Raw genomic sequence first — 26,931 nt, 5'->3', positions numbered from 1 at the left:
GTGACTCCGAAACGCCCCTCCGGCCGCCGTCACGCAGAGGACGGGGCGCCCGTCAGGGCTCCAGGACCGCCAGCGTCTCGACGTGGTGGGTGTTCGGGTACATGTCGAAGGCGCGCACCGACCGCACGTGCCACCCCGCGCGGCGGAACCGGCCCAGGTCCCGCGCCAGCGTGGCCGGGTCGCACGCGAGGTACGCGATCCGGCGCGGGGCGAGCGCGACGAGCTGGTCCACGACGGTCCGTCCGGCGCCCGCCCGGGGCGGGTCCAGGACCACGACGTCGGGGCGGGCCGCGCCGCCGCCCCGGGCCGGGCGGCCGCGGCCACGGGCCGGCGCCGCCCGTGGCCAGGTCCGCGCCAGCACCTTGTCGACGCTGCCCCGCTCGACGCGGACCTCCGGCCGGCCGGCGAAAGCGCGACGGGCGTCGGCGCTGGTGACCGGCGAGCCCTCGACCGCCACGACGGTGCCCGTCCCGCCCACGGCGTCCGCGAGCGCGGCCGTGAACAGGCCGGCGCCGGCGTAGAGGTCGAGGGCGTGCTCCCCGGGGCGGGCCCCCGCGGCCGCGGGAACCTCCCGGTGCAGCAGCGCGGGCGCGGCACGGTGGATCTGCCAGAACCCCTCGGCGGAGACCTCCCACCGGTGCGGGCCCACGTGCTCGTCGACGGACGGCTGTCCCGCCCACGTCTCGGTCTCGCGCTCCCCCTCGGCGCGGGCGGTGACGGAGACGTCCCGGTCCGCGGTGAGTCGTGCGAGCTCGCGGCGCAGCCGGTGCCGGTCGGCCCCGGCGGCGAGGCTCAGGTGCACCAGCGGCGTCCCGCCGTCGGCGGGGGCCGCGACGTCGACCCGCTCCGTCCCGCGCAGGTCGAGCCGCCCGAGCCGCAGTGCGTCGATGGCGGGGACCACGAGCGGGAAGGCGTCCACCGGGACGACGGCCGCGCTGCGGTGGGGGTGCATGCCGACCCGTCCGGCGGGGTCGACGGCGAAGTGCGCGCGGGTGCGCCAGCCGCGGCCCTGCGGGTCCTCCCCCGGCATGGCCTCGACGTCGACCCCGACCTCGAGCCCGGCCAGGCGGGTGAGCTGCTCGGTGACGACAGCGGCCTTGAGGGCGCGCTGGGCCTCCAGCTCGGCGTGGCCGAACTCCGCGCCGCCGACGGGCGGCTCGCCGCGCCGCCAGGTCAGCAGCGGGTCGGCCGGGGCCCACACGTGCTCGGCCCGCCGGTGGGGGTCCGCCTCGTGGACGGCCACGACGTCGCCGCGCCAGAACCGGGCCGCGGGGCCGCTGTCGGTGAGGCGGACGCGGACGAGCTCGCCGGGCAGGCCGTGGCGGACGAACACCACGCGGCCCTCGCCGGTGCGGGCCACGGTGTGGCCGCCGTGGGCGACGGGGCCCAGGCGCAGCTCGAGCTCGACGGGTCCGGCGGGCTCGGTGGGCTCGGCGGGCTCGGCGGGGGCCGGGGGGCGGGACGGGGTCACGGGCGTGGCGCTCTCTGCTCGGGGGCGGACTCGGGGCCCGTGTCCTGGCCGGAGGCGGAGGACAGGTGCCAGGGCACGGAGGCCGTCATGACCCCGCGCTCCTGGTGCAGGCGGGCCCGCAGCGGCCGGATGGCCTGGTTGTGCAGCAGCCGCTCCCAGCGGTGCCGCACCACGTACTCGGGCAGATACACCACGACCAGGTCCCGGGGCGACTTGCGGCGCACTCCGCGCACGTGGTCGAGGACCGGGTCGATGGTGTCCCGGTAGGGCGCGTGGAGCACGGTCACGGGGACCGGGATCTCGAGGCGCCGCCACTCGTCGAGGATCCGGCGGGTGGCGGCGGCGTTGGTGTCCACCACGACCGCCTCGAGGGTCGAGGGCCGGGACGCGCGGGCGTAGGCCAGGGCGCGCATGAGTGGCTTGCGCACGGAGGAGACGTAGATGATGGCGTGCACCCGGGAGGGCAGGGCCCGGACCGGGGAGTCGGGCTGCAGCGCGAGCTCGGCGTCCACGGCGTCGTAGTGCCGCCGCACCCCCGCCATGACGGCGCTGAGCACCACGATGGCCACGATGGTGATCCACGCGCCCTGCGTGAGCTTGGTGACGAGCACGACGACGAGCACCGCCGCGCACAGCACGAAGGCGATCAGGGCCACGGCCCGGCGCAGGAACAGCTCGCGGCGGACCCCGGGGTGCGGGCGCATCCGCCGGACGTGCGCCCAGTGCCGGACCATGCCGGCCTGGGTGAGCGTGAAGGAGACGAACACGCCGACGATGTAGAGCTGGATGAGGCTGTTGACGTTGGCGCCGAACGCCACGGTGAGGACCACGGCGACGAGCAGCAGCAGCAGGATGCCGTTGGTGAACGCGAAGCGGTCCCCGCGCGCCTGCAGCTGCCGGGGCAGGAAGGCGTCCCGCGCCAACCGGGACGCCAGCGTGGGGAAGCCGGAGAAGGCGGTGTTCGCGGCGAGGATCAGCACCCCCACGGTCGCGGCGACGAGCACGAAGAACCACAGGGAGTCGGTGCCGAAGACGGTCCTGGCGAGCTGGCCCAGCACGGGGTCCTGGAAGAAGTCGGGGCCGGCGAGCCGGCCGTCGACGAGCAGCTGCTCCTCCGGGTCGCCGACCACCACGACGTCCGTGCGGTCGGCGAGGTACAGCACGCCCGCCAGCAGGGCCGCCGAGAGCGCACCGAGCACGCCCAGCGTGGCCGCCGCGTTGGCGGCGCGGGGCTTGCGGAAGTACGGCACCGAGTTGGCGATGGTCTCCACACCGGTCAGCGCCACGGCCCCGGAGGAGAAGGCCCGGAGCACCAGCAGCGCGCCCGCCAGACCGGCCAGCCCGGCGTCGAAGCCTGCGGCCGGCAGGACCTCCCGGCCGGCGCTGGGGGCGTCCCCCAGGGAACCGGTGAGGTCCTGGCCCAGGCCGACGAGCAGCAGCGCGGTCAGGACGGCGAGGAAGAAGTAGGTGGGCACGGCCGCGGCCCGGCCCATGAACTTCAGGCCGCGCAGGTTGAGCAGCCCCACGAAGAGGATCCCGGCCACGGCCAGCTCCACCCGCCGCCCGGCGAGCGCGGGCAGCGCCGCCGTGACGTACTGGGCGGCGGTGGCCATGGACACCGCCACGACGAGGGCGTAGTCGGCCATCAGGGCCGCGCCCACGCCCACCCCCGCGGTCCGGCCGAGGTTCTTGGAGACGATCTCGTAGTCGCCGCCGCCGGAGGGGTAGGCGCGCACGTTCTGCCGATAGGCGGTGATCACCACGGTGAGCACCACGAGCACGGCCAGGCCCACCCACGGGGAGACCGCCACGGCCGTGGTCCCCGCGAGGGCGAGGGTGAGGATGATCTCGTCGGGGGCGTAGGCCACCGAGGAGAGGGCGTCCGCCGAGAAGACCGGCAGCGCCGTGCGCTTGGGCAGCACGGCGTCGCTGAACCGCTCGTTGTGGATGGGCTTGCCGACGAGTGCACGCCTCAGCGCCCGGGGAATGCTCTGCACGGCTCCCCACGGTAGTCCGTCCCGCACCGATTGTCCGCCGCACCCCGTGCGAGCCGCGCCTCCGGGGTGACCTAGGCTGAGAGGCATGGCGCATTTCGTGATCATGGGAGTGGGACGCGTCGGCGTGATGGTCGCCCACGCCCTCGAGGACTCCGGGCACACCGTGGCGGTGATCGACCAGGACGACCGCGCCTTCCGGCGGCTGCGCAGGTCCTTCGAGGGCAAGAAGGTCACCGGCCTCGGCTTCGACCAGGAGGTGCTGCGCCGGGCCGGGATCGAGGAGGCCTACGCCTTCGCGGCCGTCTCGAGCGGGGACAACTCCAACATCATCGCGGCGCGCGTAGCGCGCGAGACGTTCAAGGTCCGCCACGTGGTGGCCCGCATCTACGACCCCTCCCGAGCGGAGTTCTACCAGCGGCTGGGGATCCCCACCGTCGCCGCCGTGCGCTGGAGCGCCGACCAGGCGCTGCGCCGGATCCTTCCCGAGCAGACGATCACGGCCGACTTCCGCGAGGCCTCGGGACGGCTGCAGCTCGGCGAGCTGTCCCTGGACGACTCGTGGTCCGGGTTGCACCTGGATGCGATCCAGGAGGCCACGGGGGTGCGGATCGCGTTCGTGACGCGCTTCGGGGAGGGCGTCCTGCCGGGCCCCGACATGAGCTACCAGCAGGGCGACGTGGTGCACGCCATGATGCGCACCGACGACGTCGAGGCCGTGTCCCGCGTGCTGTCCCGCCCGCCCGGCCCGGACGTGCTCGACTTCGCCAACTCCCTGCGCCGGGAGTCCGACGACGCTCCCGGCTCCGACGACACCTCCCGGGGAGGATCCTGATGCGCGTGGTCATCGTGGGCGCCGGCGCCGTGGGCGCCTCGATCGCCCGGGAGCTGCTCTCCCACCAGCACGAGGTGGTGATCTTCGACGAGAAGCCCGAGGTCATCGGCCGCTCGGACCTGCGAGGCGCCCAGTGGATCATCGGGGACGCCTGTGAGCTCTCCACACTGCGGGAGGGCGGGCTGGAGGAGACCGACGTCGTCGTCGCCGCCACGGGCGACGACAAGGCGAACCTCGTGGTGTCCCTCCTGGCGCGCAGCGAGTTCGGCGTGCCCCGCACGGTGGGCCGGGTCAACAACCCCAAGAACGAGTGGCTCTTCGACGACGCGTGGGGCGTGGACGTGGCCGTGTCCACGCCGCGGCTGATGACCGCCCTCGTGGAGGAGGCGGTCGAGGTCGGCGACGTGGTGCGGCTGCTGACCCTGCAGACCGGCGGGGCGACCCTGTCCGCCTACACGGTGCCGCACGAGCACCCGATCATCGCCACGATGGTCTCCCAGGTGCCGTGGCCGCCGGACGTGACGCTCGTCGCCATCCTGCGCGACGGGGTCCCCATCACCCCCTCGGGGGACGACGTGGTCGAGGGCGCCGACCAGCTCTTCTTCGTCTCCACCACGGAGGGCGAGGCGCAGCTGCGCGCGATGTTCACGACCGCCGGCCGGCACGAGCCCCACCGGGCCTGAGCCCGGCGGCGGGTCTCAGGGGGTGTCCTGCTCCTGGGCGGCGATCTGCTCCGGGGGCCGGGAGACGAGCCACGCGAGCCACAGGGTCAGCGCGTACAGGGGCACACCCATGACCAGGCGCGCCACGCCCAGGCCGGTGAGATTCTCCGCGAGGTACAGGGGCACCTGCACGAGGAGGCGGGCCGCGAACAGCGCCATGAGCATGACCGTGGCCACCTGGTAGGCGCGACGGCGCACCGGGACGTCGCGCCAGTGCGCGCCCTCCCCGCGGATGTAGCCGTAGAAGACGCCGAGCAGCGGCCAGCGGGCGAGCAGGGACACGCCGAGCCCCCCGAACCAGGTCGCGTTGATCCAGAAGCCGGGGACGTAGTAGTCCAGCGCCTCACCGGTGGCCCGCGCGAACAGCGCGCAGACGCCCACGCCCACGAAGCCGGACACGGCCTGCACGAGGCTCTGGCGCTGGACGAGGCGCAGCACGGTGAACAGGGCGGCCGTGCCCAGGGACGCGACGAGCGCCACCCCGAGGGTGTTGCCGACGAGCAGCACGGCGAGGAACACGACGCCCGGCAGGATCGTCTCGGCCAGTCCGCGCCAGCCGCCGACGGCGTGCAGCACGTCGAGCTGACCGTTGTCCTTGCGGCGCATGCCCGAGCGCGCGGCGTAGGCGGCCATCGAGCGCTCCACGTCCTGGCCGCGGCGGGGCTCGCCGGCGATGCTCCCGGGGTCCTGGGGGTCCGTCATCTGCTGACCTGCTTCGCAATGATCTCGTAGCGCGGGTTGAACATCGAGGGGCGCCCGTCCCGGAAGCTCACCACGCCCACGCAGCGCAGCCTCGTCCCCGCGGTGACGCCCGGCACGGTGCGCTGCCCGTGCCACACGAGGCGCAGCGGCCGGGGGGCGACCGGGTCCGCGTCGCCCGGCGCCTGCGGGCAGTCGGGCGCGAGCAGGGCGGTGAAGTTCTGCGCGCCGGTCACCGGGGGCACGGTCACCTCCACCACGAGACCGGTCGCCATCACCCGGCGGCGTCCCCCGGCGGCGGTCGAGGGGTCGAGGTCGCCCGCGCGCACGGGCGCCTCGGCGACCACGTCGATGGCCCCCGTCCCCGGCGTCGGCCGGGCGTCCCCGTTGCCTGCTCTCGTCATGGCTCAGCCGATCTCGGTGATCTCGGGGCCCCGCCGCGGCGGGCGCACGGGCTCCGGCTCTTGCTCCGGCTCCGGGGCGGGCCCGCGGACCGCGTCCTCGGGCACGACCAGCGTGAGCAGCTCCCGGGGAGGCATGGGCCGGTCGCCGCGCACCACGACCAGCTCGCGCACGACCTCGTCGAGGGCCGCGGCCGACTCCGCGGTCACCGCAGCGGTGCCCGTGAACACGGCCCGCAGGAACCAGCGCGGACCGTCGACGCCCACGAAGCGGGCGAGGCGGAAGCCCTGGGTCCCATCGGAGGCCGTGGCCGGGAAGCGGGTCACGACCTGGAGCCCGAAGGGCCCCTCCTCGACCGCCGGCTCGCCGTTGCCCGTGCGCAGCGACTGCACGAGCTCGCGGCGGACCTCGTCCCACAGCCCCTCGGAGCGGGGCGCCGCGAAGGCCTGGACCTGGACCGAGCCGCCGTCGAGGTCCAGGGCGACGGCGCGGGGGCGCTGCGTGCGCTCGTCCACCTCCAGCCGCACGCCCAGCCCCTTGCGGGGACGCACGAGCACGGCGCCGAGGTCGAGGTAGCCGTCGCGGTCGTCGACCTGGGAGACGTCGAGCGGGCCCTGCGGCTCCCGGCGCCGCGCCGCCGCGGCGTCCTCCGCGCTCGGCGCGGCCTCCGGCTGCTGGGCGGCGGCGTCCTGCGCCGCGGACTTGTTCTTCTTGCGACCGAACATGTTGTCGTTCTCCTCCGCCGGCACGCGGTGCCGGCTCGTGGCGTGAGCTCGTGGGGGGCGGCTGGTGGATTCAGGCGGTGCCGCTGGAGCCGAAGCCCGTGCCGCCGCGCGCCGAGCCGGGCAGCACGTCGACGACCTCGAAGGCGGCCTGCTCGACGCGCTGGACGACGAGCTGGGCGATGCGGTCGCCGCGGCGGACCGTGAAGGGCTCGGACCCGTCCGTGTTGAGCAGGGTGACCATGATCTCGCCACGGTAGCCGGAGTCCACCGTGCCCGGGGCGTTGACCACCGTGATGCCGTGCCGGGCCGCGAGTCCCGACCGGGGGTGCACGAACCCGGCGTACCCCTCGGGGAGCGCGATCGCCACGCCGGTGGGCACCAGGGCCCGTTCCCCCGGGCCGAGGACCACGTCCTGGCGCGAGCGCAGGTCGGCGCCGGCGTCTCCGGGCTTCGCGTAGGCGGGCAGGGGAAGCTCCGGGTCGAGGGCCTGCAGCGCGATGCTGAGCGGGCGCCCGTTGCCCGACGGGGGCCGGTGGCCTGTCGACTGGTCGTTCACAGTGCCCCACTCTAACGCGCCGGACCCCGGGCGCAGTCGTGAGACGCTAGAGCCATGTCCCGAACTGCGTCCTCCAGTGCGTCCCCGGCCGACGGCCCCCGCGAGCCCCGCCGGCCCTCCTCCGAGCGGTCCGGTGCCGAGATCCTCTACGAGGAGAAGCTCACCCCCGCGTGGTGGATGTGGCTGCTCGTGCTCTTCGCGGCCGTCGTCGCCCTGGTGGCGCTCGCCCCGATCGACCCGTGGGTGGCCGGAGCGGCGGCCGTCGTCGTCGGCGGCGGCACCGCCGTGGCCCTCGTGGCCTCCAGCACCAGCATCGTCGTCACCGGCGAGTCCCTGCAGGTCGGCCGGGCCCGCATCGAGCGGCGGTTCGTGGGCGAGGCCGAGGCCTTCCGCGGCGACGACGTCCGCCGGGTCCGCGGCCCCGAGCTGGACGGACGGGCCTTCATGAACTTCCGGGCGTCCGTGGGCCCGGTGGTGCGGATCCGGATCACCGACCCCGTGGACCCCACGCCCTACTGGCTCACCTCGACCCGGCACCCCGAGCAGATCGTCGAGGTGCTCTCCGAGCGCCCGTGAGCGCGGCCGGCACCTCCGCGCGGAAGAACCCCGCCGCGACGACCGTCGCGGCGGGGTTCTTCCGGTGCTCGGACGAGCTCGACCCTGCGGGGCTCAGCCCACGCACTCGACGCAGTACTTCACCCCGCCCCTGTCCTGGGCGATCTGGGAGCGGTGGCGCACCAGGAAGCACGAGCCGCAGGTGAACTCGTCCTCCTGGGCCGGCAGCACGACGACGGACAGCTCCTCGTTGGAGAGGTCCGCGCCGGGCAGCTCGAAGCTCTCGGCAGCGGCCGCCTCGTCCTCGTCGACGCTGCCGGACTGGGGATCGGTGCGGCGCGTCTGCAGCTCCTCGATCGAGTCCTCCTTGAGCTCGTCGTCCTGCTTGCGCGGCGCGTCGTAATCAGTGGCCATGTCCGGTCTTCGCTCCAATGGGGGTCCGAGGGCGGGCTCCGGCACGGCTCTGCGCCGCCCACCGGGCTCTGTGTCGCGTAGATTGTTCACCATCCGAGGGCAAAAATCCAACCACCCCGAGGCCCATGAGCACGCGGCCGGAGGCCGTCCGCGGACGGCCTCCGGCCGGGGTCGTGCGACGGCCAGTAGGATTGGGGGCGGGTCCCGGCCGGCACGTCGGCCGCGACCGACGGACCCGCCCCGCAGCGCCCGCTCGACGACCCCGAGCGCACCCGAGAACCACCCCGGAGGAATGACAGCATGGAGCAGTTGCGCCTGGCAGGTGTGCACGACGACGGTGAGCACCTGGTCGTCGAGGACCAGGCAGGCACCCGCCACCTGTTGCGGATCGACCAGGAGCTGCGCCTGGCCGTCCAGCGCGCCCGGCGGCTGCCGGGCGCGCGCCAGCGGGGAACGGGCCAGTTCGGGCCCCGCGAGATCCAGGCCCGGTTCCGCTCCGGGGCCACGGTCGAGGAGATCGTGGCCGAGAGCGGCTGGGAGGCGGCCCGGGTCCGCCGCTACGAGTGGCCGATCCTCGCCGAGCGCGCCCACGTCGCCACCGAGGCCCAGAAGGTCGAGATCGAGGACCGCTCCGCGCACCGCGGCTACCACTCCGTCTTCGAGGGCGAGCCCCTCACCCTGGGCCGCGCCGTCGCCCACCGGGCCGCCGACCTCGGGGTGGACCCGTCCTCCCTCGAGTGGGACTCGTGGCAGCGGGAGGACCACCTGTGGGCGGTGGTCGCCCGGTTCTCGGTGGTCGACCGCTCCGCCGCGCCCGCCCACGACGAGCCGCTGGCCGAGTGGCTCTACAACCCGGCGAACCAGAGCGTCCGGCCGGCGAACGCGTGGGCCGAGGCCCTCACGGAGGCCGGCACCCCGGACACGCCGCTCGGCACGGGCCTCGGCGTCCTGGACGGGGGCCTCGACCCCGAGCTCACGCAGCTGCGCCGGTCCGCCGTGGAGGCCGACGACCTGCTGGACGTCCTGCAGGCCCGCCGCGGGCAGCGCATCGGCGAGGACGCCGACGGGGACGACGCCCTGGCCGAGATCCTGGGCCGCGGCATGGGGCACGTCGAGCGGCGGCCCCGCCCTCTCTCTGCCCCCGAGGACAGCTCCGTCTTCGACCGTCCCTACCAGCCGGCCACCCGGTTCCCCGAGACCGGCGCCGCCCCGGAGCCGGTCGGGGAGCCCTCGGCCCGCACGGCGGAGCAGCCGATCGACCGGCTCGCCGAGCAGCCCGCCGACCTGCCCACCGGAGAGCTCGTCGAGGAGCCGCCCGCGCGGAACGGCGCCCAGGAGGCTGCCCAGCAGGACGGGCGGGAGCCGAGCGACGGCGTCGACGCCGACCGTTCCGGGGCGCGGCCGGACGCGGACGACTCCGGCGATGCGGCCCCCGGGGCCGAGGACTCCACGAGCCGGGACGTCCCGGGCGAGGACTCCCCCGGCGACCGCCCCGCCGCCGGGGCCCCCGCGGTCCCCGGCGAGGAGCCCGAGGACTCCGGTCCCGCGGAGGAGGCCACGCCCGAACGGCCCCGCCCGCGCAACAAGACGGCCAAGGCCCGGCGCGCCGCCCGGTCCTCGGTGCCCAGCTGGGACGAGATCGTCTTCGGCAGCTCGTCCGACTGAGCCCCCGGCGCCGGTGCGTGCCGTCCGACGCCGCCGGGCGGGCACGGGTTAGAGTGCACGCAGCAGGGGACGGCTCCGCGCCGTTCCTCCGGGTCCGCGCGCTCCCCCATCCCGCGTGCGGCCCGGACGGACGACACCACGTCAGGGGCAGCACGACATGGGCAATTCCATCCAGGACGACCTCTTCGGGGACGACGAGCGCGACGCCGCCGGCCCGGAGCCCGGCGACGCCGGCGTCCGCGGCGCCTCCGGCACGCCGGAGACGCCGGCCGAGCTCGTCCGGGGATCCGGCCCGGGACGGTTCGTCGCCGGGCTGGTCCTCGGCGCGGTCGTGCTCGTGGTGCTGGCCGGGGTCGCGGCGCTCTACCTGGGCGGAGTGGGGCGCGACCTCTTCGGCGCGGGCCAGGAGGCCGGGTTCACCCCCGCCCCCACGGTGACCAGGTCGCCGACCGCCACACCCACCGCCTCGCCCACGCCGTCCCGTTCGCGCACGCCCTCCCCCACGCCGAGCCCCTCGGCGGAGGAGCCCGCCCCGCCGCCACCGGCTCCGGTGGCGCCGCCGGCGCCGTACGTCCCCCCGGCGCCCGTGGTCCCCGAACCGGTCGTGCCCGCGCCCGTCGTTCCCGCCCCCGCCCCGCCGCAGCCCGTGCTTCCCGCGCCGGCTCCCGCACCCCCCGCGCCGCCACCGCCGTCCTCGCCGGAGCCCGGCCCCGCGACCCCCGGAGCGCCCGCGGAGGTCGACGGTGACAGCACGGAGGACGGCAACCTGGACGAAGGGGACCCCGACGGCGAAGGCCCGGACGACGAAGGCGCCGGTGCGGCCGGGGCCGCACCGTCGACCGAGGAGGACACCGACGGGGACGCCTCGCTCGCGCCCTGAGCCCGCGCCCCCGGTCGAGGCCCCGGGCGCAGCGGCTCGGCCGCCGCTTCCCGGGCGCGGGCCGCTCAGGCCGGGCGCAGCGGCTCGGGCACCGCTCCCCGCGCGCAGGTCCCCGGGCGCGGGTCGCTCAGGCCAGGCGCAGCAGCGGGACCTCCCGCTCGGCGCGGGTGAGCGAGCCGTGCTGGCCGACCATGGACAGGACGCTCGGGCGGAGCCGGCCCAGGTCGAACAGCGCCAGGGGCTCCCGCGCCAGCACGAGGAGGTCGCCGATGCGCCCGCGCACCGCGTCGCGCACGAGCGCCGGCGGGCCGAAGTAGCCGGCGTCGAGAGCGGCCTCCCGGGAGAGGACCCACACCCGGGACCCGAACTGCTCGCGCCAGGCGGCCACGAGCGACCGGACGTCCTGTGCCGTCGCGTCCGGCTGCAGGTGCAGCTGCACCGCCCGGGGCTCGCCGGCCGTGTGCCGGACGCCGTCCAGCAGCCCGGGCAGCTCGGAGAAGTCGACGCGGGCGTCCCGGGGGACGTCCACCATGCCGTGGTCACCGGTCACCAGCACCGTGGTGCCGGCCGGCACCCGGGCGACCAGCCGGCGCAGGGACGCGTCGAGCTCCTCGAGCTGGGCCGTCCACTCCCAGGACTCCCAGCCCCGGGCGTGGCCGGTGCGGTCGAGCTCGTCCCAGTAGAAGTACATGAGGGTGTCGCGCCCCGCGGCGAGCTGGTCGAGCGCGGTGCTGACCCGCGCCGCCGGTCCCTCCGCGGCCATGAACCGGCCGCCGCGCAGGGCGGCGTCGGTGAGCCCGGAGCCGGCGAACCTGCCCCGGCTGACCGTGACCACGTCGAGGTGCTCGGCGGCGCGCTCGAGCACCGTGGGCAGCGGCTGCCACGTGCGGGGGTCCACGGCGGCGTCCCAGCCGCCGAGCTGGTTCACGACCCGGTCCCGGTCGGGGTCCAGCACGTCGTAGCCCACGAGGCCGTGCGCCCCGGGAGCGGCGCCCGTGCCGAGAGAGGCCAGGGAGGCCGCCGTCGTCGTGGGGAACGCCGCATCCAGGGTGGCCAGATGCGGCGCGCCGGCCAGGCCGGGGGCGTGGCCGGCGCGGGCCCGCAGCTGGGCCCGCCCGAGTCCGTCCACCATGACGACGACGACCCTCCGGGCGGAGGGCAGCCCCAGCGCGTCCCGGAAGCCGGGCACGCCCAGGGTCGCCGCGGCCGAGGACAGGACCTCCGCGACCGAGCGGCTGCCGTAGCGCGGCGGCCCCGGCAGGTCGGCGGGCAGCGCGGGCAGGACCTCCTGGACCGCCCTCACCGGGCGGCGCCGCTGTCCCGGCCGGTGAACCGGTCGGTGAACCGGGTGCGGGGAGTGGCGGCGGCCGCCCGCCGGGGGGCCGCCGTGCGGCCGTGGGCCGGCTGGGCGATCTGCGCGCCGTCGGTCAGCGGGGCGAGATTGGCCCGGCGCAGCGTGCGCGCGAACTCCCGCGCCCCCTCCACGGCGGTCGGGCCGTCGGCCTCCGCGCTGATCCGCAGCACGATGTCCTCCCGGGCGGCCGTGCCGGTGTAGCCGTGGTCGGCCTGGCACTGGGGGTCCTCGCACAGCGCGGGCGCCAGGTCCACGTGCAGGGTGCCCGTCCACGCGATGGCGAGGGTGACCTCGGAGATCGGGCTGTCCGGCCGGTAGTTGGCCGGCTGGTAGTACGAGTAGCTCAGCGTGACCGAGCGGATCTGGGAGATGCCGACCGTCTCCGTGGAGACCCGTGCCACGACGTCCCGGCCGCTCTCGTCGAACTCCTCGTCGTCCACGTGCGTCACGTGCAGCACGTCCTCGGCGAGCACCAGCACGGTGGTGTGGCGGTGCACCTCGGTCCGGTCGATGTGGGTCTCCAGCTGCACGAGGTGGGAGACCGGGGACCGGCCGTCCAGGGAGTCCTGGACCACGTCGATCACCAGCTGCGGGTAGAAGCCGGCCTTGTTGATGTCCTCGACCAGCCGCTGGCCGCGCTCACCTGAATACGTCATGGGGGCCATTTTCCCCCACGGCCGCGTCCGTTCCCAACACGGGCCCTCAGGGCACGCGGAAGTAGCAGCGCTCCTGCCCGCCACCGGTGTCCTCGCAGACCCTTTCCAGCACCACGGGGCTCTCCTCCGGCGCTGGGCTGGGGGTCCCGTCCGTGCTGCGCGTCACCGTGGGCGAGGCCCCGGGATCGGGCACCCGGTCCGCGGAGCCCAGGGGGTCGAGCAGCAGATAGCCGGTGAGCAGGGCGGTCATCCCCACCAGGGCCACGAACACACCCGTCACGGCGCTGCCGCGGCGGCGCCGCCCGGCCCGTGCCGGCGGCGCGAGCGCCTCCGTGGGCGTTCCCGCGACCGGCCGGCGGCCCGCGCGGTCCCGGCCGGGGCCCGTGCCGGGCCCCGCACCGTCGGCAGGGCCGGACTCGCCCCCTCCGGAGCCGCCGTGCCCGGACCCGCCGTTCCCGGCCGCCGCGCGGTCCGGCACCTCGTGGCCGGTCGCCCCGGTGCCATCGGCTCCGGTGCCGCCCGCCCCGCCGACGCCCACCGGGGTGCCGGCCGTCCTCCTCCCGGAGCTTCCTGCGCCGGTGTCCAGCGTGTCGGGTCCGTCCGGCAGCGGTCCGCCGGCCTCCGCGCCCGCCGCTGCGTCGATCCCGCCGCCGAGCTCGGCGCCCGCCGTCCCGTCCCCGCCGTCCCACCCGGTCCGCACCCGGCTCGCCCACGGCTCCGGCAGCGGATCGAGGACGTCGAAGACCTCGAACGGCTCCCCGTCACGCGTGCGGGCCGGGTCGAAGCGCCGCCGCGCCGAGCCTGCGGTGAGCTCGTGGAGCACGGCCACGGCCGCGTCGCGGCGCTGGGCGGGGTCCGGGGTGAGCAGCGCCGCGAGGTGCTCCGCGAGGTCGCCCTGCTCCCCCACCACCGCGCGCGCGTCGTTGGGGCCCAGGCTCTCCTGCGGCTCCAGCGAGGGGTCCAGCATCCGCAGCGCGGTGATGCCCGCCGCGTAGAGGTCCTGCGCGGGGTCCGGGTCGGTGAGTTCGTAGGCCTCCGGGGGCAGGTAGCCCGGGGTCCCCACCACCGTGCCCGTCCGGGTCAGCCGGGCGTCCTGGACGCGCACGGCGATGCCGAAGTCGGAGAGCAGGACGTGGGGCCGGCCCGTCCCGGTGCTGTCCAGCATGAGGTTGCCCGGCTTCACGTCCCGGTGCACCCAGCCCTGGGCGTGCACGAACTGCAGCGCCTGGAGCAGCTGGGCCAGGATCTCCTCGGTCAGCTCCACCGAGGCCGCCCCGTTGTCGAGCAGCGCGGACTCCAAGGTGCCGCCGTGGACGAGGGGCATCGCGATGACCACGTGCGCGTCCTCCGCGGCCCACCCGTAGGGGGCGAGCACGTTGGGGTGGTCCAGCTTCACCGACTGCTCCCGGGCGAAGCGCAGCAGGTCCGCGGAGTCGCGCTGGCGCAGCACCTTGGCCGCGCACAGCTGCTGGAGCCGGCCGTCCCAGGCCCGCCACACCGACCCGCTGCCGCCGCGCGCGATGTGGTCGATGAGGGTGTACCGACCGGCTATGGTGTCCGCCACGAAGTCCGGGCCCGCCTAGCTGCGCATGGCCCGGCGCGCGCTGTCCGTCCGCTGCCGGGCGTTGCCGATGCCGACCGAGGCCCCGAGCACGGTCACGGATCCGCTGGAGACGAGCACGGGGTTCAGCTCCACGCGGGCGATCTCGGGGTGCCGGTCCTTGAGCAGCGCCACCCGGGAGACGAGGTCCTCGAGCCGGTCGACGTCCGCGGCCGGGACCCCCTGATGGCCGAAGAGCTTGCGGGAGGCCTTGGGCTCGCGGACCATCCGCCGCACGTCCTGGTCGGTGAGCGGCGGGACCCGGTGAGCCCAGTCCTCGAGAAGGTTCACCGCGTCCCCCGCCATCCCGAAGGAGACCACGGGGCCGATGAGGGGGTCCTCGATGGCCCGGAGCACCACGGACTGGCCGGTGGGGGCCATGGCCTGGACCTCGAGGTCGAAGGTGCCGAAGGGGGCGAGCGCCCGGTGCATGGTCTCGATGGCCGCGCGCAGCTGCCCGTCGTCCTGGATGTTGAGCTGCACGCCGCCCAGGTCCAGGCGGTGCCGGAGGTTGGGGTCGGTGGTCTTCAGGGCCACGGGGTAGCCGAGCCGGGCGGCGGCGGCCGGGGCGTCCTCGGGGTCCGTGAACCGCTCGCTGGGCAGCAGGCCGATGCCGTAGGTCTCCAGCAGCGCCCGCGCCTGGTCCCCGTCCAGCTCGAGCAGCTCGTCGCCGGAGACCCGGGGCAGCACGGTCTCCACGAAGGTCTCGGCCGCCTCCGCGTCGATGCCCTTCGGCTCGGCGAGCCGGCCCTGGTCCTGGGCGCGCCACCGGGTGTAGTCCACCACCTTGGCGAGCGCGCGCAGGGCCGCCCCCGGGGAGTCGAAGCACGGCACGTCGAGGCCGTCGTCGGCGTGGTGGAGGGCGGAGACGGCCCCGGGCTCGGTGCTGCCCGTGAAGACGACCACCACGGTCTTGCCGTGCTCCCGCCCCACGCGGCCCACGAGCTCGGCCACGGCCTCCGGCGAGGTGTCCGGGATCGGCATCAGCGTGACCACCGCGGCGTCGACGGCCTCGGCGCCGAGGCAGCCGGCCACGGCCGTCCGCAGCGCCTCGAGGGCGTCCTCGCCGCCGTCCGCGGTCCGGACCCCCGCCTGGGTCACCGCGACGTCCAGTCCCAGCTGCATGCACCGGTCCTCCATGAGCTGGCCCAGGGCCAGCGCGTTGGAGACGAGGGCCGTGCGGGCGCCCGCGGGCAGGGGCTGGCCGGCGAGGATCCCGGCCACGTCCATCAGGTGCTCGCTCGTGTCGGCGCGGATCACCCCGGCCTGCCGGAACATCGCGTCCAGGGCCCCCGGCGGGGCCTGGGTGGTGCGCCCGGTGTGACCGGGCGGCAGCCGCAGCCCGGTGACCTCGCTCTTGGCCACGATCACGGGCTTTGTCAGGGACAGCCGGCGCGCGATGCGGGAGAACTTGCGCGGGTTGCCCACGGACTGCAGGTAGAGCCCGCACGCGCGGGTCGCGGCGTCGTCCTCCCAGTACTGCATCATGTCGTTGCCGGAGACGTCCGCCCGGTTGCCGGCGGAGAGGTACGTGGACACGCCCACGTCGTGGCGCAGCGCGGCGGCGTTGAGCATCATGCCGATGGCCCCCGACTGGCTGAACAGCCCCAGCGGGCCCTCCCGCGGCACGGCGGGCAGGATCGAGGCGTTGAAGCGGGACTCCGGGGCCGTGCTGTAGAGCCCGAGGCTCGCCGGGCCGACCACGCGCATCCCGTAGGAGCGCGCACGGCGCACGAGCTCGGTCTGCCGGGCCTGCCCCTCCGCTCCGGCCTCGGCGTACCCGCCCGTGACCACCACGACGGCGCGCACGCCGGCCGCGCCGCACTGGTCCACGACGTCGGCCACCTGGTCGACGGGCACGGCGACCACGGCGAGGTCGACGGGTTCGGGGACCTCCCCGATCGAGGTGGCGTGGGTCATCCCCGACCGCTCGAAGGGCGTGGGACTCACCCCGCTGAGCCGGCCGGCGAATCCGGAGGCGACGAGGTGCTCGACCAGCGCGTGCCCGGCGTGACCGGGGTCCCGCGACGCCCCGATCACGGCGATCGAGGACGGGGAGAGGAGATCGGCCATGGACAGGGCCTCGGCGCGGTGCTCCCGCGCGGCCATCACGGCCAGCGACTTCTCGGTCGGGTCGATGTCGAAGCCCACCACCACCACGCCGTCGTCGAACTTGCGGGTGAGCTCGTAGCCGGCCTCCGCGAACACGCGGAGCATCTTGCGGTTCTCGGGCAGGACCTCCGCGGAGAAGTGGTCGATCCCGTTCTCGCGCGCGGCCGCGGCGAGGTGCTCGAGCAGGATCGAGCCGATGCCGCGTCCCTGGTGGGCGTCCGAGATCATGAACGCGACCTCGGCGTCGTCGTACCGGTCCGTGCGGTCGTAGCGGCCCACGCCGATGATGCGGTCCCCCAGCAGCAGCACGAAGCAGACGCGGTCGCGGTGGTCCACCCGGGTGAACCGCTCCAGCTCCCGGGCGGAGAGGGTCGGCTTGTAGGAGAAGAAGCGCAGGTAGATGGAGTTCTCGGACTGAGACTGGTGGAAGGCCAGAAGCGCGTCCTTGTCCTCAGGGGAGATCGGGCGCAGCTGCGCCGTCGCGCCGTCGCGCAGGATCACGTCGGCCTCCCAGTACTCGGGGTACTGCCCGGCGTCGTCCGTGTCCGCGGTCTCTGGAACCATAGACTTCAGGCTAGTAGACAAACCTGCACCGTCAACGGTGCGTCCCGGTGCGTCCCCGGACGATCTCGAACGCCGAGCCGCCGGGCCCGCCCCGGACCGACCCACGACCGAAGGACCCCCCGCTGTGATGGCACGCCGCCGTGCGCCCTCCCGCCCGTCCGCCGAGGACGAGCTGCCCGCCGACTTCCGGGAGAACATCGTCGACATCGACGTGACCTCCGAGATGGAGACGAGCTTCCTCGAGTACTCGTACTCCGTGATCTACTCCCGCGCCCTGCCCGACGCCCGGGACGGGCTCAAGCCCGTGCAGCGCCGCATCCTGTTCATGATGAACCAGATGGGCCTGCGCCCGGACCGCGGCCACGTCAAGAGCGCGCGCGTCGTGGGCGAGGTGATGGGCAAGCTGCACCCGCACGGCGACTCCGCGATCTACGACGCGATGGTCCGCCTCGCCCAGTCCTTCGCGATGCGCCTGCCGCTCGTGGACGGGCACGGCAACTTCGGCTCCCTCGACGACGGCCCCGCCGCCTCCCGCTACACCGAGGCCCGGATGGCCCCGGCCGCCCTGGCGCTGACGGCCGACCTCGACGAGGACGTCGTCGACTTCGTGCCCAACTACGACAACCAGTTCACCCAGCCGGGGGTGCTGCCCGCGGCGTTCCCCAACCTGCTGGTCAACGGCTCCTCCGGCATCGCGGTGGGCATGGCCACGAACATGGCCCCGCACAACCTGCGGGAGGTCGTCGCGGGCGCCCGCCACCTCGTGGAGCACCCCGAGGCGACGCTCGAGGAGCTCATGCGCTTCGTCCCGGGCCCGGACCTGCCCTCGGGCGGGCGGATCGTGGGCCTCGACGGGATCCGCGACGCGTACCGGACCGGGCGGGGCTCCTTCAAGACCCGCGCGAAGGTGTCGATCGAGCAGGTGTCCCCCCGCAAGCAGGGCATCGTCGTCACCCAGCTGCCCTACATGGTGGGTCCCGAGAAGGTCACCGAGAAGATCAAGGAGGCGGCGCAGGCCAAGAAGGTGCAGGGCGTCTCCGACGTCGTGGACCTCACCGACCGCAAGAACGGCCTGCGGCTCGTCATCGAGATCAAGAACGGCTTCAACCCGCAGGCCGTCCTCCAGCAGCTCTACAAGTACACGCCCATGGAGGACTCCTTCGGGATCAACAACGTGGCGCTCGTGGACGGGCGGCCCCGCACCATGGGCCTCCTCGAGCTGCTGCGGGTCTACGTGGAGCACCGGCTGTCCGTGGTCCGGCGGCGCACCGGCTTCCGCCTGGGCAAGCGGCGCGACCGCCTGCACCTGGTCGAGGGCCTGCTCGTGGCGATCGTCGACATCGACGAGGTCATCCAGATCATCCGCTCCTCCGACGAGACGGCCGTGGCCCGGGAGCGGCTCATGGCCGTGTACGACCTCAGCCGCGTGCAGGCCGACCACATCCTCGAGCTGCGCCTGCGGCAGCTGACCAAGTACTCGAGGATCGAGCTCGAGAAGGAGCAGGAGGAGCTGCGCCGGGAGATCGCCGAGCTCGAGGAGACCCTCGCCTCCGACTCCCGGCTGCGGGCCCTGGTCTCCGCGGAGCTCGCGGAGACCGCGGAGACCCACGGCGACGACCGGCGCACCGAGCTGCTCGAGTCCGAGGCACTGCCGGCGGCCGCGGCCGCCGCGGCGGCCCCCGCTCCGGGGAGGACCCCGGCGGGCGGGCTCGCCCTCGAGATCGCCGACGACCCGTGCTGGGTCTTCCTGTCCACCTCGGGCCAGCTCGCCCGCACGTCCTCCCAGGTCCCGATGGTGGACCCGCCGCGGCGGATCAAGCACGACGCCCTGGTCTCCGCGGTGCGGGCCACCGCCCGCGGGGAGATCGGGGCGGTCACCTCGACCGGGCGCATGCTGCGCGTCCAGGTGATGGACGTGCCCGTGCTGACCGCCTACGAGGGCACCCCGAAGCTGGGTGACGGCGTCCCGGTCAAGGACTTCCTCACCCTCGGCCGCGGGGAGCGGCTCGTGGGGCTCGCGCCGCTCAACGCCGTGCTCGCCCTGGGCACCCGCAACGGCGTGGTCAAGCGGGTCAGCCCCGAGTATCCCCTCAACCGCGAGGACTGGGAGGTCATCGCACTGAAGGACGGCGACGAGGTGGTCGGTCTCGCCGAGTCCGCCGCCACGGAGGACGAGCTGGTGTTCGTCACCCGGGACGGGAAGCTGCTGCACTTCGACGCCGGCGCGGTGCGCCCCCAGGGCCGCACCGCCGGCGGCGTCGCCGGGGTCAAGCTGGTCCCGGGGGACGCCGTGGTGTTCTTCGGGGCCGTGCGCGCCGCGGACGAGACGCCTGTGGTCGTGACCCTCGCCCGCGCCGACGAGGTGCTGCCCGGCATGTCGCAGTACTCCGTGAAGGTCACCCCGTTCTCGGAGTACCCGCCCAAGGGGCGGGCCACCGGCGGAGTGCGCGCGCACCGCTTCCTGAAGGGCGAGACGGGACTGGCCCTGGCCTGGGTGGGGCACGGTCCGGCCAAGGCCGTCTCGGCATCGGGCGTGGCCCGGGCCCTGCCCACCGAGCACGGTCGCCGGGACGGCTCGGGCGTGCCCACGGACCAGGTGATCGACGCGGTGGGTCCGGCCTACGGCTGAGGCTCAGCGGCGGGGCCCGAGCAGCCCCATCTGCTCCACCGCCGCCCGCTCCTCCTCGAGCTCCCGGACGGAGCGGTCGATGCGGGTGCGGGAGAACTCGTCCAGCTCCAGGTCCGGGACGGCCCGGGCCCGGCCGTCCCGGCAGACGACCGGGAACGAGCTGACGAGCCCGTCCGGCACGCCGTAGGAGCCGTCGGAGGCGACCGCCATGGACGTCCACGTGCCCTCGGCGGTGCCCAGGACCCAGTCGCGGACGTGGCAGAGGGCCGCGTGGGCCGCTGAGGCCACCGATGAGCCGCCGCGCACGTCGATGATCTCCGCCCCGCGGCGCGCCACCCGGGGGATGAAGGTGTCGTCCACCCAGGCGAGGTCGTGGCCCTTCCCCGCCAGCACCTCGAGCGCCGGCCGGCCCCCGACCGTGGCGTGGGTCAGGTCCGGGTACTGGCTCGCGGAGTGGTTGCCCCACACGGCGACGCCCTCGATCTCGTCGACGTGTGCCCCGGTCGCCGCGGCGAGCTGGGCGAGCGCGCGGTGGTGGTCGAGCCGGGTCAGGGCGGTGAACCGCTCGCGCGGGACGTCCGGGGCGTGCGAGGCGGCGATGTAGGCGTTGGTGTTGGCGGGGTTGCCGACCACCACGGCCCGGAAGTCCTCGGCCGCTCCACGGTTGACGGCCCGCCCCTGCACCGAGAAGATCCCGGCGTTGGCCTCCAGCAGATCGGCGCGCTCCATGCCCTGGGACCGGGGGCGGGCCCCGATGAGCAGTCCCACCGAGGCGCCCTCGAAGGCGGCGTCGGCGTCCTCGAACACCTCCACGCCGTCGAGCAGCGGGAACGCCCCGTCCTGCAGCTCCAGGGCCGTGCCCTCCGCGGCCCGCCGCGCCTGCGGGAGCTCGAGCAGGTGCAGGCGGACGGGGGTGCCGGGCCCGAGGAGGTCGCCCGCCGCGGCCCGGAAGACGGTGGCGTAGCCGATCTGGCCCGCGGCACCGGTCACGGTGACGGTGACCGGCCGGGGCCGGCCGGGGGCAGGGGACGGGGTGTGCGGGCCGGTGGCGGTCATGCGGGGTCCTTCCTCAGGGACGGTCGCTCGTCCCTGCCCAGCGTAGCGGCCGGGCCACGGCACCGGCCCCCGGCGCGGCAGGCCCCGGTGCGGTCAGGCGTCGATGCGCTCCTGGTCCAGCTGCGTGGCGCCCTCGATGATGAAGTCCTTGCGCGGGGCCACCTCGGAGCCCATGAGCAGGGAGAAGGCGTGCTCGGCGGCTTCGGCGTCCTCGACCCGGATCCGGCGCAGCATCCGGTGCCGGACGTCCATGGTCGTCTCCGCGAGCTGGTCCGCGTCCATCTCGCCGAGACCCTTGTAGCGCTGGATGGGCTCCTTGTACCGCCGCCCCTCCGCCTCGAGCCGCGCGAGCAGGTCCGCGAGCTCGCGCTCGGAGTACGTGTAGACCATCTCGTTGGCCGTACTGCCCGCGTTGACGATCTCCACCCGGTGCAGCGGCGGCACCGCCGCGTAGACCCGTCCGGCCTCCACGAGGGGACGCATGTAGCGGTAGAACAGGGTGAGCAGCAGGGTGCGGATGTGCGCGCCGTCGACGTCGGCGTCCGTCATCATGATGATCTTGCCGTAGCGGGCGGCCGTGAGGTCGAAGGTGCGCCCCGAGCCGGCGCCGATGACCTGGATGAGGGCGGCGCACTCCGTGTTGGCGAGCATGTCCGTGATGGACGCCTTCTGCACGTTGAGGATCTTGCCGCGGATCGGCAGCAGCGCCTGGTAGTTGGAGGACCGGGCCAGCCGCGCCGTGCCGAGGGCGGAGTCACCCTCCACGATGAACAGCTCGGAGCGCTCCACGTCGTTCGAGCGGCACTCCACGAGCTTGGCCGGCATCGAGGAGGTCTCCAGGGCGTTCTTGCGCCGCTGGGTCTCCTTGTGGACCCGCGCGGAGATGCGGGACTTCATCTCCGCCACGACCTTCTCCAGCAGCTGCCCGGCCTGCTGCTTGTCGTGGCGGCCGGTGGACGTGAGCTTGGCGGTCAGCTCCTTCTCGATGACCCGGCTCACGATCTGGCGCACGGCAGGGGTGCCCAGGACCTCCTTGGTCTGGCCCTCGAACTGCGGCTCGGCCAGCCGCACGGTGAGCACGGCCGTGAGACCGGCGAGGACGTCGTCCTTCTCGATCTTGTCGCTGCCGGCCTTGAGCTTGCGGGCGTTGGCCTCGATCTGCTTCCGGAACGTCTTCAGCAGGGCCGCCTCGAAACCGGCCTGGTGGGTGCCGCCCTTGGGGGTCGCGATGATGTTCACGAACGAGCGCAGGGACGTGTCGTAGCCGATGCCCCAGCGCAGGGCGACGTCGACCTCGCACGTGCGGTCCAGCTCCGTGAGCTTGGAGCGGCCGTTCTCGTCCAGGACCGGGACGTTCTCCTTGAAGCGGCCCTCGCCCTGGAAGCGCCACACGTCGGTGACCGAGCTGTCGGCGGCGAGGTACTCCACGAACTCGGAGATCCCGCCGTCGTGCTGGAACACCTCCTCGTGGGTCCCGAACTCCCCCGGCGTGCCGGGCAGGCCCCGCTGGTCGCGCACGGTGAGGCGCAGCCCCGGGATCAGGAACGAGGTCTGGCGGGCGCGCTTGGCGAGCTCCTCGTAGCTGAACTTCGCGTCCGTCGTGAAGATCTGCTCGTCCGCCCAGTACCGGATCCGCGTGCCGGTGACCCCGCGCTTGGCCTTGCCGACGACGTCGAGCACCGACCCCTCCACGAAGGGCTCGAACCGGGCGTGCGGGGAGGGCCTGCCCTGGTCGACGAAGCGCCCCGGCTCCCCGTGCCGGAAGGACATCTGGTAGGTCTTCCCGCCGCGGTCCACCTGCACGTCCAGGCGTGCGGAGAGCGCGTTGACCACGGAGGCGCCCACGCCGTGCAGGCCCCCGGAGGCGCTGTAGGAGCCGCCGCCGAACTTCCCGCCCGCGTGCAGCTTGGTGAAGACGACCTCGACGCCGGTCAGCCCGGTGCGCGGCTCGAGGTCGATGGGGATGCCGCGGCCGTCGTCGTGGACCTCCACCGCGCCGTCGGCGTGCAGGACCACCGTGATCTGGTGGCCGAAGCCGGCGAGGGCCTCGTCCACGGAGTTGTCGATGATCTCCCACATGCAGTGCATGAGCCCGCGGGAGTCGGTGGAGCCGATGTACATGCCCGGCCGCTTCCGGACGGCTTCGAGGCCCTCGAGGACCGAGAGGTGGCGGGCGTTGTACTCGGAACGGGACGGTGTCACGGGGATACGACTCCTGGGGGACGGCGGGATTCCCCACCACTGTAGTCGGGGCGGCGGACACCGCAGGCCCGGGCGTAGGTCACGGCGCCGGCCCGCCGCCCGGCGCCGTGACCTACGCCCGGGGCGAAAAACAGCCCCCACCGGAATCGATTGTCCGAGGGTCGTGGTTGTATATAGCAGTACCCCGATGCGTCCACGAGACCCCGGGTACCCGCACCGGCGGCCCCGTGCCCCGTGCAACGCGTACGACCCAGGAGGAGGATCCCGTGAACGCAACATTGGAGAGCCGAGAGCTCAATGCGACCGACCGCTGCGACGCGTGCGGCGCCCAGGCCTACGTCCGAGTGATCCTCGAGTCGACGGGCGGTGAGCTGCTGTTCTGTGCTCACCACGCGCGCAAGAACGAGCAGAAGCTGCGGCCGCTGGCCGCCACCTGGCAGGACGAGACCGAGCGCATCGGTTCCTGACCGGGACGCCCGCAGCAGCCGGGCACGCAGGAGGGCCCCGACACCTGGTGTCGGGGCCCTCCTGCGTGCCCGGTCCGCGACCCGGTCACCGGAACGGGGCACGTCACCGGTCACCCGACCGGGAACGGCGCCGCGACCGCAGCGGTGCACGGACCCGGTCCTGGCCGTCGTCGTGGGCGTCCCGCGCCCGGACGGTGTCCGGGCGCGGGACCGGCCGGTCAGTCGAGGTAGTCGCGCAGCACCTGCGAACGGGACGGGTGGCGCAGCTTGGACATCGTCTTGGACTCTATCTGCCGGATGCGCTCCCGCGTCACGCCGTAGACCTTGCCGATCTCGTCGAGCGTCTTGGGCTGGCCGTCGGTCAGGCCGAAGCGCATCGCCACGACCCCCGCCTCCCGTTCGGAGAGGGTGTCCAGGACCGAGTGCAGCTGCTCCTGCAGGAGCGTGAAGCTCACGGCGTCCGCGGGGACCACGGCCTCCGAGTCCTCGATCAGGTCGCCGAACTCGGAGTCGCCGTCCTCGCCCAGCGGGGTGTGCAGGGAGATCGGCTCCCGGCCGTACTTCTGCACCTCGACGACCTTCTCGGGCGTCATGTCGAGCTCGTTGGCCAGCTCCTCCGGGGTGGGCTCCCGGCCGAGGTCCTGCAGCATCTGGCGCTGGACGCGGGCCAGCTTGTTGATGACCTCGACCATGTGCACCGGGATGCGGATGGTGCGGGCCTGGTCGGCCATGGCCCGGGTGATGGCCTGGCGGATCCACCACGTGGCGTACGTGGAGAACTTGAAGCCCTTGGTGTAGTCGAACTTCTCGACCGCGCGGATCAGGCCGAGGTTGCCCTCCTGGATGAGGTCCAGGAAGAGCATGCCGCGACCGGTGTAGCGCTTCGCCAGCGAGACGACCAGGCGCAGGTTCGCCTCGAGCAGGTGATTCTTGGCGCGCTTGCCGTCGTGGACGACCCAGCGCAGCTCCTTGCGGGTCTGCGGGTCCAGGGAGTCCTTCCCGTCCGCGAGCTTGTGCTCCGCGTACAGGCCGGCCTCGATCCGCAGCGCCAGGTCCACCTCCTGCTCCGCGTTCAGCAGCGCGACCTTGCCGATCTGCTTCAGGTAGTCCTTGACCGGGTCGGCAGTGGCCCCGGCGGAGACGACCTGCTGGGCCGGGGCGTCGTCGTCGTCGTTGTTGGTGATGACGAAGCCCGAGGTCTTCTCGTCCTTGGGCGCGGGCGCGGCGGGCGCCTCCTCGGGCGCGGCCTCCTCCTCCGCCTCGGCGTCCTCGTCCACCTCGGGGTCGATCACCCCGGCCTCGTCGGTCAGGGCGGTCTCGATGTCGGCGTCGTCGGTGACGACGACGTCCTCCTCGGACTCCCCGACGACGTCCAGGGCCTCCTTGTCCGCCGGAGCCGCCGCCTTCTTGCGGCCCGTGGCCTTCGGCGCGGCCGGGGGCTTGCTCGCGGCGGTCCGGGTCGCGGTCGACCTGCCGGCCGTGGACTTCGTGGAGGCGGCCCCGGTGGCGCTCTTGGGCGCGGTGGACTTCGCGGCGGTGGACTTCGCCGCCGTGGTCTTCTTCGCGGCCACGGTCTTCTTGGTCGCGGTCGACTTCGCAGCGGCGGTCTTCGCCCGCGGCGACGTGCCCGTGGTACCGGACGGCGACCGAGCGTCCCCGGTGCCCGGGGTCTCGGCGGCGGTGTCCGTCGTCTTGTTGCTGGCGGCAGGTGACACTGAGAGCCTTTCGTTGAGCGGTCACGGCGTCCGCCCTCCGGGCAACACGCCTATGACCCTGTCAAGTCCGTGCGCCGGGCAGTGTCCGGCGCGGCGGGCTTGAAGGGTCCTGACAGCCGGAACCACCCGTGGGCAGGATTTGTTCCCGCCCGGCCGGACGGAACGGAAAAAGCTCGGGACCCGCGGCTCAGGAGTGCCAGGCGGTGGCACGGTCCCGGGCCCAGAGGGGCACGGGCCGGGCGTCGGCCAGGCGCAGCACGCGCAGCGCGGGCGGGTGACCGGGGACCAGGGCGGTGGCGCGGCGCACGAAGTGCGCGGTGTGGGAACCGCGCGCGCGGAAACGGTTGAGCTGCGCGAGCTCGACGAGCACGCCCGCGAGCACGGCTCGCCCCCGCGCCTCGTCGTCCGCCCCGGCCCGCTCGGCGTCCTCGGCCGCTCCCGGCCGCACACCCGACCCCGCACCCGGCCCCGCGGACTCCAGGAGCCAGCTGAGCACCTGCAGCACCCGGTAGAGGGTGTCGAGCAGCGACCAGTGCGGGGTCTCCGCCCACTCGCCGGAGAGCACGCGGGAGAACCGGACCAGCTCCCCCGCGTCGGGCGCGGGCACCGGGGCGGCAGCCCGGCCGGGCCTGCCGCCGCCAGGACCGGCCGACGGTCGCGGCGGCACCGGCGGGACGCCCGGGGGGACCGGTGCGCGGGTGGGCCCGATCGGGACGCCCTCGGCACCGGGTCCGTCCTCCTGGTCGTCGACGTCGTCGCACAGCTCGGCCCACATCGCGGCGGCCGCGAGGACGCCGGCCTGGTCGTCCGTGGCACAGGCCGCGAGGAGCAGGTCGGCGAGCACGGGGTCCGTCAGGCTCGAGGCCAGGAAGCCGAGCAGCTCGTCGTCGAGGCCCAGCACGGCGGGCATCGGTCCGGCGGGCGAGCCCAGGACCGCGGCGAGGACGTCGGCCCAGACGGACAGTGCCGGCCCGAGGCGGTCGAGGTGGTGCCACGCGCCCTCCCCGGCCCGTGCCCAGCGGATCGCGGCGCGCCCGGTGCCACGGTCGGTGCCGGCGGGCAGCGCCCCGTACTCGTGGTCCATGGCAAGCCGCGGGGCGGCCGCGTAGGAGCTGCCCGAGGCCACGAGCGCGGCGTTGACGACGCTGTCCTCGATGCAGGCGACGTCCTGGACGTCGGCCGGCTCCTCGGCCGGCCACCAGCGGTCGCCGGCCACGATCCAGCGCCCCGCCACGGCCCGCCCCGCGCGCCGGGCGGCCTCGTCCACGACGGCGAGCACACGGTCCACCCCGGGGGGCGGGGCCGGCGCGCCGGGCGGGTCCCCGGGGGACGACGACGTGTACACGATCACGAAGACCCGGTCGCTCAGGGCGTCGTGGCCCACGAGCTCGGCGAGCTCCGTGACGAAGGCCTCCTCGAGGCCTCCGCCGGACGGGCCGCCCGGCAGGTCCACGCGCACGCACGCCCCCGCCGTCCCGCCGCCGGCGGCGAACAGGACGAGGGAGTCGGCGGGCCGGTAGCCGAGAGTGTGCGGCACGACGGCGAGCAGGTCGGCCGCGCACCGGACGACGGGGACGAAGGGGTCTCGGGTGGGGTGCTGTCTCATGCGCCCAGCCTGGGCACTCCCGAGGCCGGGGGCGCCGGCCCGGGCCCGACCT

The 26,931-nt window shown here is 74.6% G+C and carries 22 protein-coding genes; 7 read left to right on the top strand and 15 right to left on the bottom strand.

Annotated features, from left to right (window positions below; genetic code table 11):
• Positions 1–52 precede the first annotated feature (52 nt).
• Complete coding sequence (locus ACFYE3_RS14240; RefSeq protein WP_387610195.1) at positions 53–1,471, bottom strand: class I SAM-dependent RNA methyltransferase; 1,419 nt, start codon at positions 1,469–1,471, stop codon at positions 53–55.
• The gene (locus tag ACFYE3_RS14235) at positions 1,468–3,468 is read right to left on the bottom strand and encodes an APC family permease (protein WP_387610193.1); all 2,001 of its coding nucleotides are present in this window, start codon (positions 3,466–3,468) and stop codon (positions 1,468–1,470) included. Before ACFYE3_RS14235 ends, ACFYE3_RS14240 begins: the two co-directional genes overlap by 4 nt.
• Positions 3,469–3,553: 85 nt before the next feature.
• Between ACFYE3_RS14235 and ACFYE3_RS14230 the strand changes: the two genes are divergently transcribed.
• Both ACFYE3_RS14230 and ACFYE3_RS14225 read left to right on the top strand, forming a co-directional pair.
• Positions 3,554–4,300, top strand: coding sequence for a potassium channel family protein (locus tag ACFYE3_RS14230; RefSeq protein WP_368821232.1), 747 nt, complete (start codon positions 3,554–3,556; stop codon positions 4,298–4,300).
• On the top strand, positions 4,300–4,983 hold the full coding sequence (locus ACFYE3_RS14225) for a potassium channel family protein (RefSeq protein ID WP_368821231.1): 684 nt from the start codon (positions 4,300–4,302) through the stop codon (positions 4,981–4,983). The genes ACFYE3_RS14230 and ACFYE3_RS14225 overlap by 1 nt, the downstream gene beginning before the upstream one ends.
• A gap of 15 nt (positions 4,984–4,998) precedes the next feature.
• Here the strand turns inward: ACFYE3_RS14225 and ACFYE3_RS14220 are convergent, their stop codons facing one another.
• The 4 genes from ACFYE3_RS14220 to dut all read right to left on the bottom strand — a co-directional run bounded on the left by ACFYE3_RS14220 (position 4,999) and on the right by dut (position 7,347).
• The gene (locus ACFYE3_RS14220; RefSeq protein ID WP_387610191.1) at positions 4,999–5,724 is read right to left on the bottom strand and encodes a DUF3159 domain-containing protein; all 726 of its coding nucleotides are present in this window, start codon (positions 5,722–5,724) and stop codon (positions 4,999–5,001) included.
• On the bottom strand, positions 5,721–6,125 hold the full coding sequence (locus ACFYE3_RS14215) for a hypothetical protein (RefSeq protein WP_387610190.1): 405 nt from the start codon (positions 6,123–6,125) through the stop codon (positions 5,721–5,723). Before ACFYE3_RS14215 ends, ACFYE3_RS14220 begins: the two co-directional genes overlap by 4 nt.
• A 3-nt stretch (positions 6,126–6,128) precedes the next feature.
• Positions 6,129–6,848: a DUF3710 domain-containing protein gene (locus tag ACFYE3_RS14210; protein WP_387610188.1), complete on the bottom strand. Its 720-nt coding sequence runs from the start codon at positions 6,846–6,848 to the stop codon at positions 6,129–6,131.
• Between the two features lie 70 nt (positions 6,849–6,918).
• Positions 6,919–7,347, bottom strand: coding sequence for a dUTP diphosphatase (gene dut / locus ACFYE3_RS14205; RefSeq protein ID WP_387610278.1), 429 nt, complete (start codon positions 7,345–7,347; stop codon positions 6,919–6,921).
• A 111-nt stretch (positions 7,348–7,458) separates the two neighbouring features.
• Between dut and ACFYE3_RS14200 the strand changes: the two genes are divergently transcribed.
• On the top strand, positions 7,459–7,980 hold the full coding sequence (locus ACFYE3_RS14200; RefSeq protein WP_387610187.1) for a DUF3093 domain-containing protein: 522 nt from the start codon (positions 7,459–7,461) through the stop codon (positions 7,978–7,980).
• Between the two features lie 93 nt (positions 7,981–8,073).
• On the opposite strand, the gene ACFYE3_RS14195 is transcribed toward ACFYE3_RS14200, so the two are convergent.
• Positions 8,074–8,373: a DUF4193 domain-containing protein gene (locus ACFYE3_RS14195; RefSeq protein WP_387610186.1), complete on the bottom strand. Its 300-nt coding sequence runs from the start codon at positions 8,371–8,373 to the stop codon at positions 8,074–8,076.
• A gap of 300 nt (positions 8,374–8,673) precedes the next feature.
• Between ACFYE3_RS14195 and sepH the strand changes: the two genes are divergently transcribed.
• Positions 8,674–10,038 carry a septation protein SepH gene (gene sepH / locus ACFYE3_RS14190; RefSeq protein WP_387610185.1) on the top strand — a complete coding sequence of 455 codons (1,365 nt, stop codon included), beginning with the start codon at positions 8,674–8,676 and terminating at the stop codon, positions 10,036–10,038.
• 157 nt (positions 10,039–10,195) lie between these two features.
• Positions 10,196–10,918: a hypothetical protein gene (locus ACFYE3_RS14185; RefSeq protein ID WP_387610183.1), complete on the top strand. Its 723-nt coding sequence runs from the start codon at positions 10,196–10,198 to the stop codon at positions 10,916–10,918.
• 127 nt (positions 10,919–11,045) lie between these two features.
• Here the strand turns inward: ACFYE3_RS14185 and ACFYE3_RS14180 are convergent, their stop codons facing one another.
• The 4 genes from ACFYE3_RS14180 to ACFYE3_RS14165 are packed head-to-tail and all read right to left on the bottom strand — an operon-like array spanning position 11,046 to position 17,204.
• Positions 11,046–12,221 (bottom strand): alkaline phosphatase family protein, encoded by a 1,176-nt coding sequence (locus tag ACFYE3_RS14180; protein ID WP_387610182.1) that lies wholly within the window; start codon positions 12,219–12,221, stop codon positions 11,046–11,048.
• A complete protein-coding gene (locus ACFYE3_RS14175) occupies positions 12,218–12,928 on the bottom strand; it encodes a DUF5998 family protein (protein WP_387610180.1) in 711 nt (236 codons plus the stop codon). Before ACFYE3_RS14175 ends, ACFYE3_RS14180 begins: the two co-directional genes overlap by 4 nt.
• Before the next feature lie 46 nt (positions 12,929–12,974).
• Positions 12,975–14,492: a serine/threonine-protein kinase gene (locus tag ACFYE3_RS14170; protein ID WP_387610178.1), complete on the bottom strand. Its 1,518-nt coding sequence runs from the start codon at positions 14,490–14,492 to the stop codon at positions 12,975–12,977.
• Between the two features lie 15 nt (positions 14,493–14,507).
• Positions 14,508–17,204, bottom strand: coding sequence for a bifunctional acetate--CoA ligase family protein/GNAT family N-acetyltransferase (locus tag ACFYE3_RS14165; protein ID WP_387610176.1), 2,697 nt, complete (start codon positions 17,202–17,204; stop codon positions 14,508–14,510).
• A gap of 127 nt (positions 17,205–17,331) precedes the next feature.
• Between ACFYE3_RS14165 and ACFYE3_RS14160 the strand changes: the two genes are divergently transcribed.
• Complete coding sequence (locus ACFYE3_RS14160) at positions 17,332–19,833, top strand: DNA gyrase/topoisomerase IV subunit A (RefSeq protein ID WP_387610174.1); 2,502 nt, start codon at positions 17,332–17,334, stop codon at positions 19,831–19,833.
• A 3-nt stretch (positions 19,834–19,836) separates the two neighbouring features.
• Here ACFYE3_RS14160 and ACFYE3_RS14155 read toward each other — a convergent pair whose 3' ends face one another.
• Both ACFYE3_RS14155 and ACFYE3_RS14150 read right to left on the bottom strand, forming a co-directional pair.
• The gene (locus tag ACFYE3_RS14155; protein ID WP_387610172.1) at positions 19,837–20,889 is read right to left on the bottom strand and encodes a malate dehydrogenase; all 1,053 of its coding nucleotides are present in this window, start codon (positions 20,887–20,889) and stop codon (positions 19,837–19,839) included.
• Positions 20,890–20,982: 93 nt separating this feature from the next.
• Positions 20,983–23,091, bottom strand: coding sequence for a DNA gyrase/topoisomerase IV subunit B (locus ACFYE3_RS14150; RefSeq protein WP_387610171.1), 2,109 nt, complete (start codon positions 23,089–23,091; stop codon positions 20,983–20,985).
• Between the two features lie 266 nt (positions 23,092–23,357).
• On the opposite strand from ACFYE3_RS14150, the gene ACFYE3_RS14145 reads away from it, so the two are divergent.
• Entirely contained in the window at positions 23,358–23,558 is a 201-nt protein-coding gene (locus ACFYE3_RS14145) for a DUF7455 domain-containing protein (RefSeq protein WP_017834164.1), read from the top strand.
• Between the two features lie 218 nt (positions 23,559–23,776).
• Here ACFYE3_RS14145 and ACFYE3_RS14140 read toward each other — a convergent pair whose 3' ends face one another.
• Complete coding sequence (locus ACFYE3_RS14140) at positions 23,777–25,273, bottom strand: RNA polymerase sigma factor (RefSeq protein ID WP_387610168.1); 1,497 nt, start codon at positions 25,271–25,273, stop codon at positions 23,777–23,779.
• A 187-nt stretch (positions 25,274–25,460) separates the two neighbouring features.
• Positions 25,461–26,879 carry a DUF4192 family protein gene (locus ACFYE3_RS14135; protein WP_387610167.1) on the bottom strand — a complete coding sequence of 473 codons (1,419 nt, stop codon included), beginning with the start codon at positions 26,877–26,879 and terminating at the stop codon, positions 25,461–25,463.
• Positions 26,880–26,931: the final 52 nt, after the last annotated feature.

The organism is Kocuria arenosa (assembly GCF_042879215.1).
GTDB lineage: Bacteria > Actinomycetota > Actinomycetes > Actinomycetales > Micrococcaceae > Kocuria > Kocuria arenosa.
Note: the sequence above shows the minus strand (reverse complement) of the source record. Positions and strands in the feature narration are given on the sequence as shown.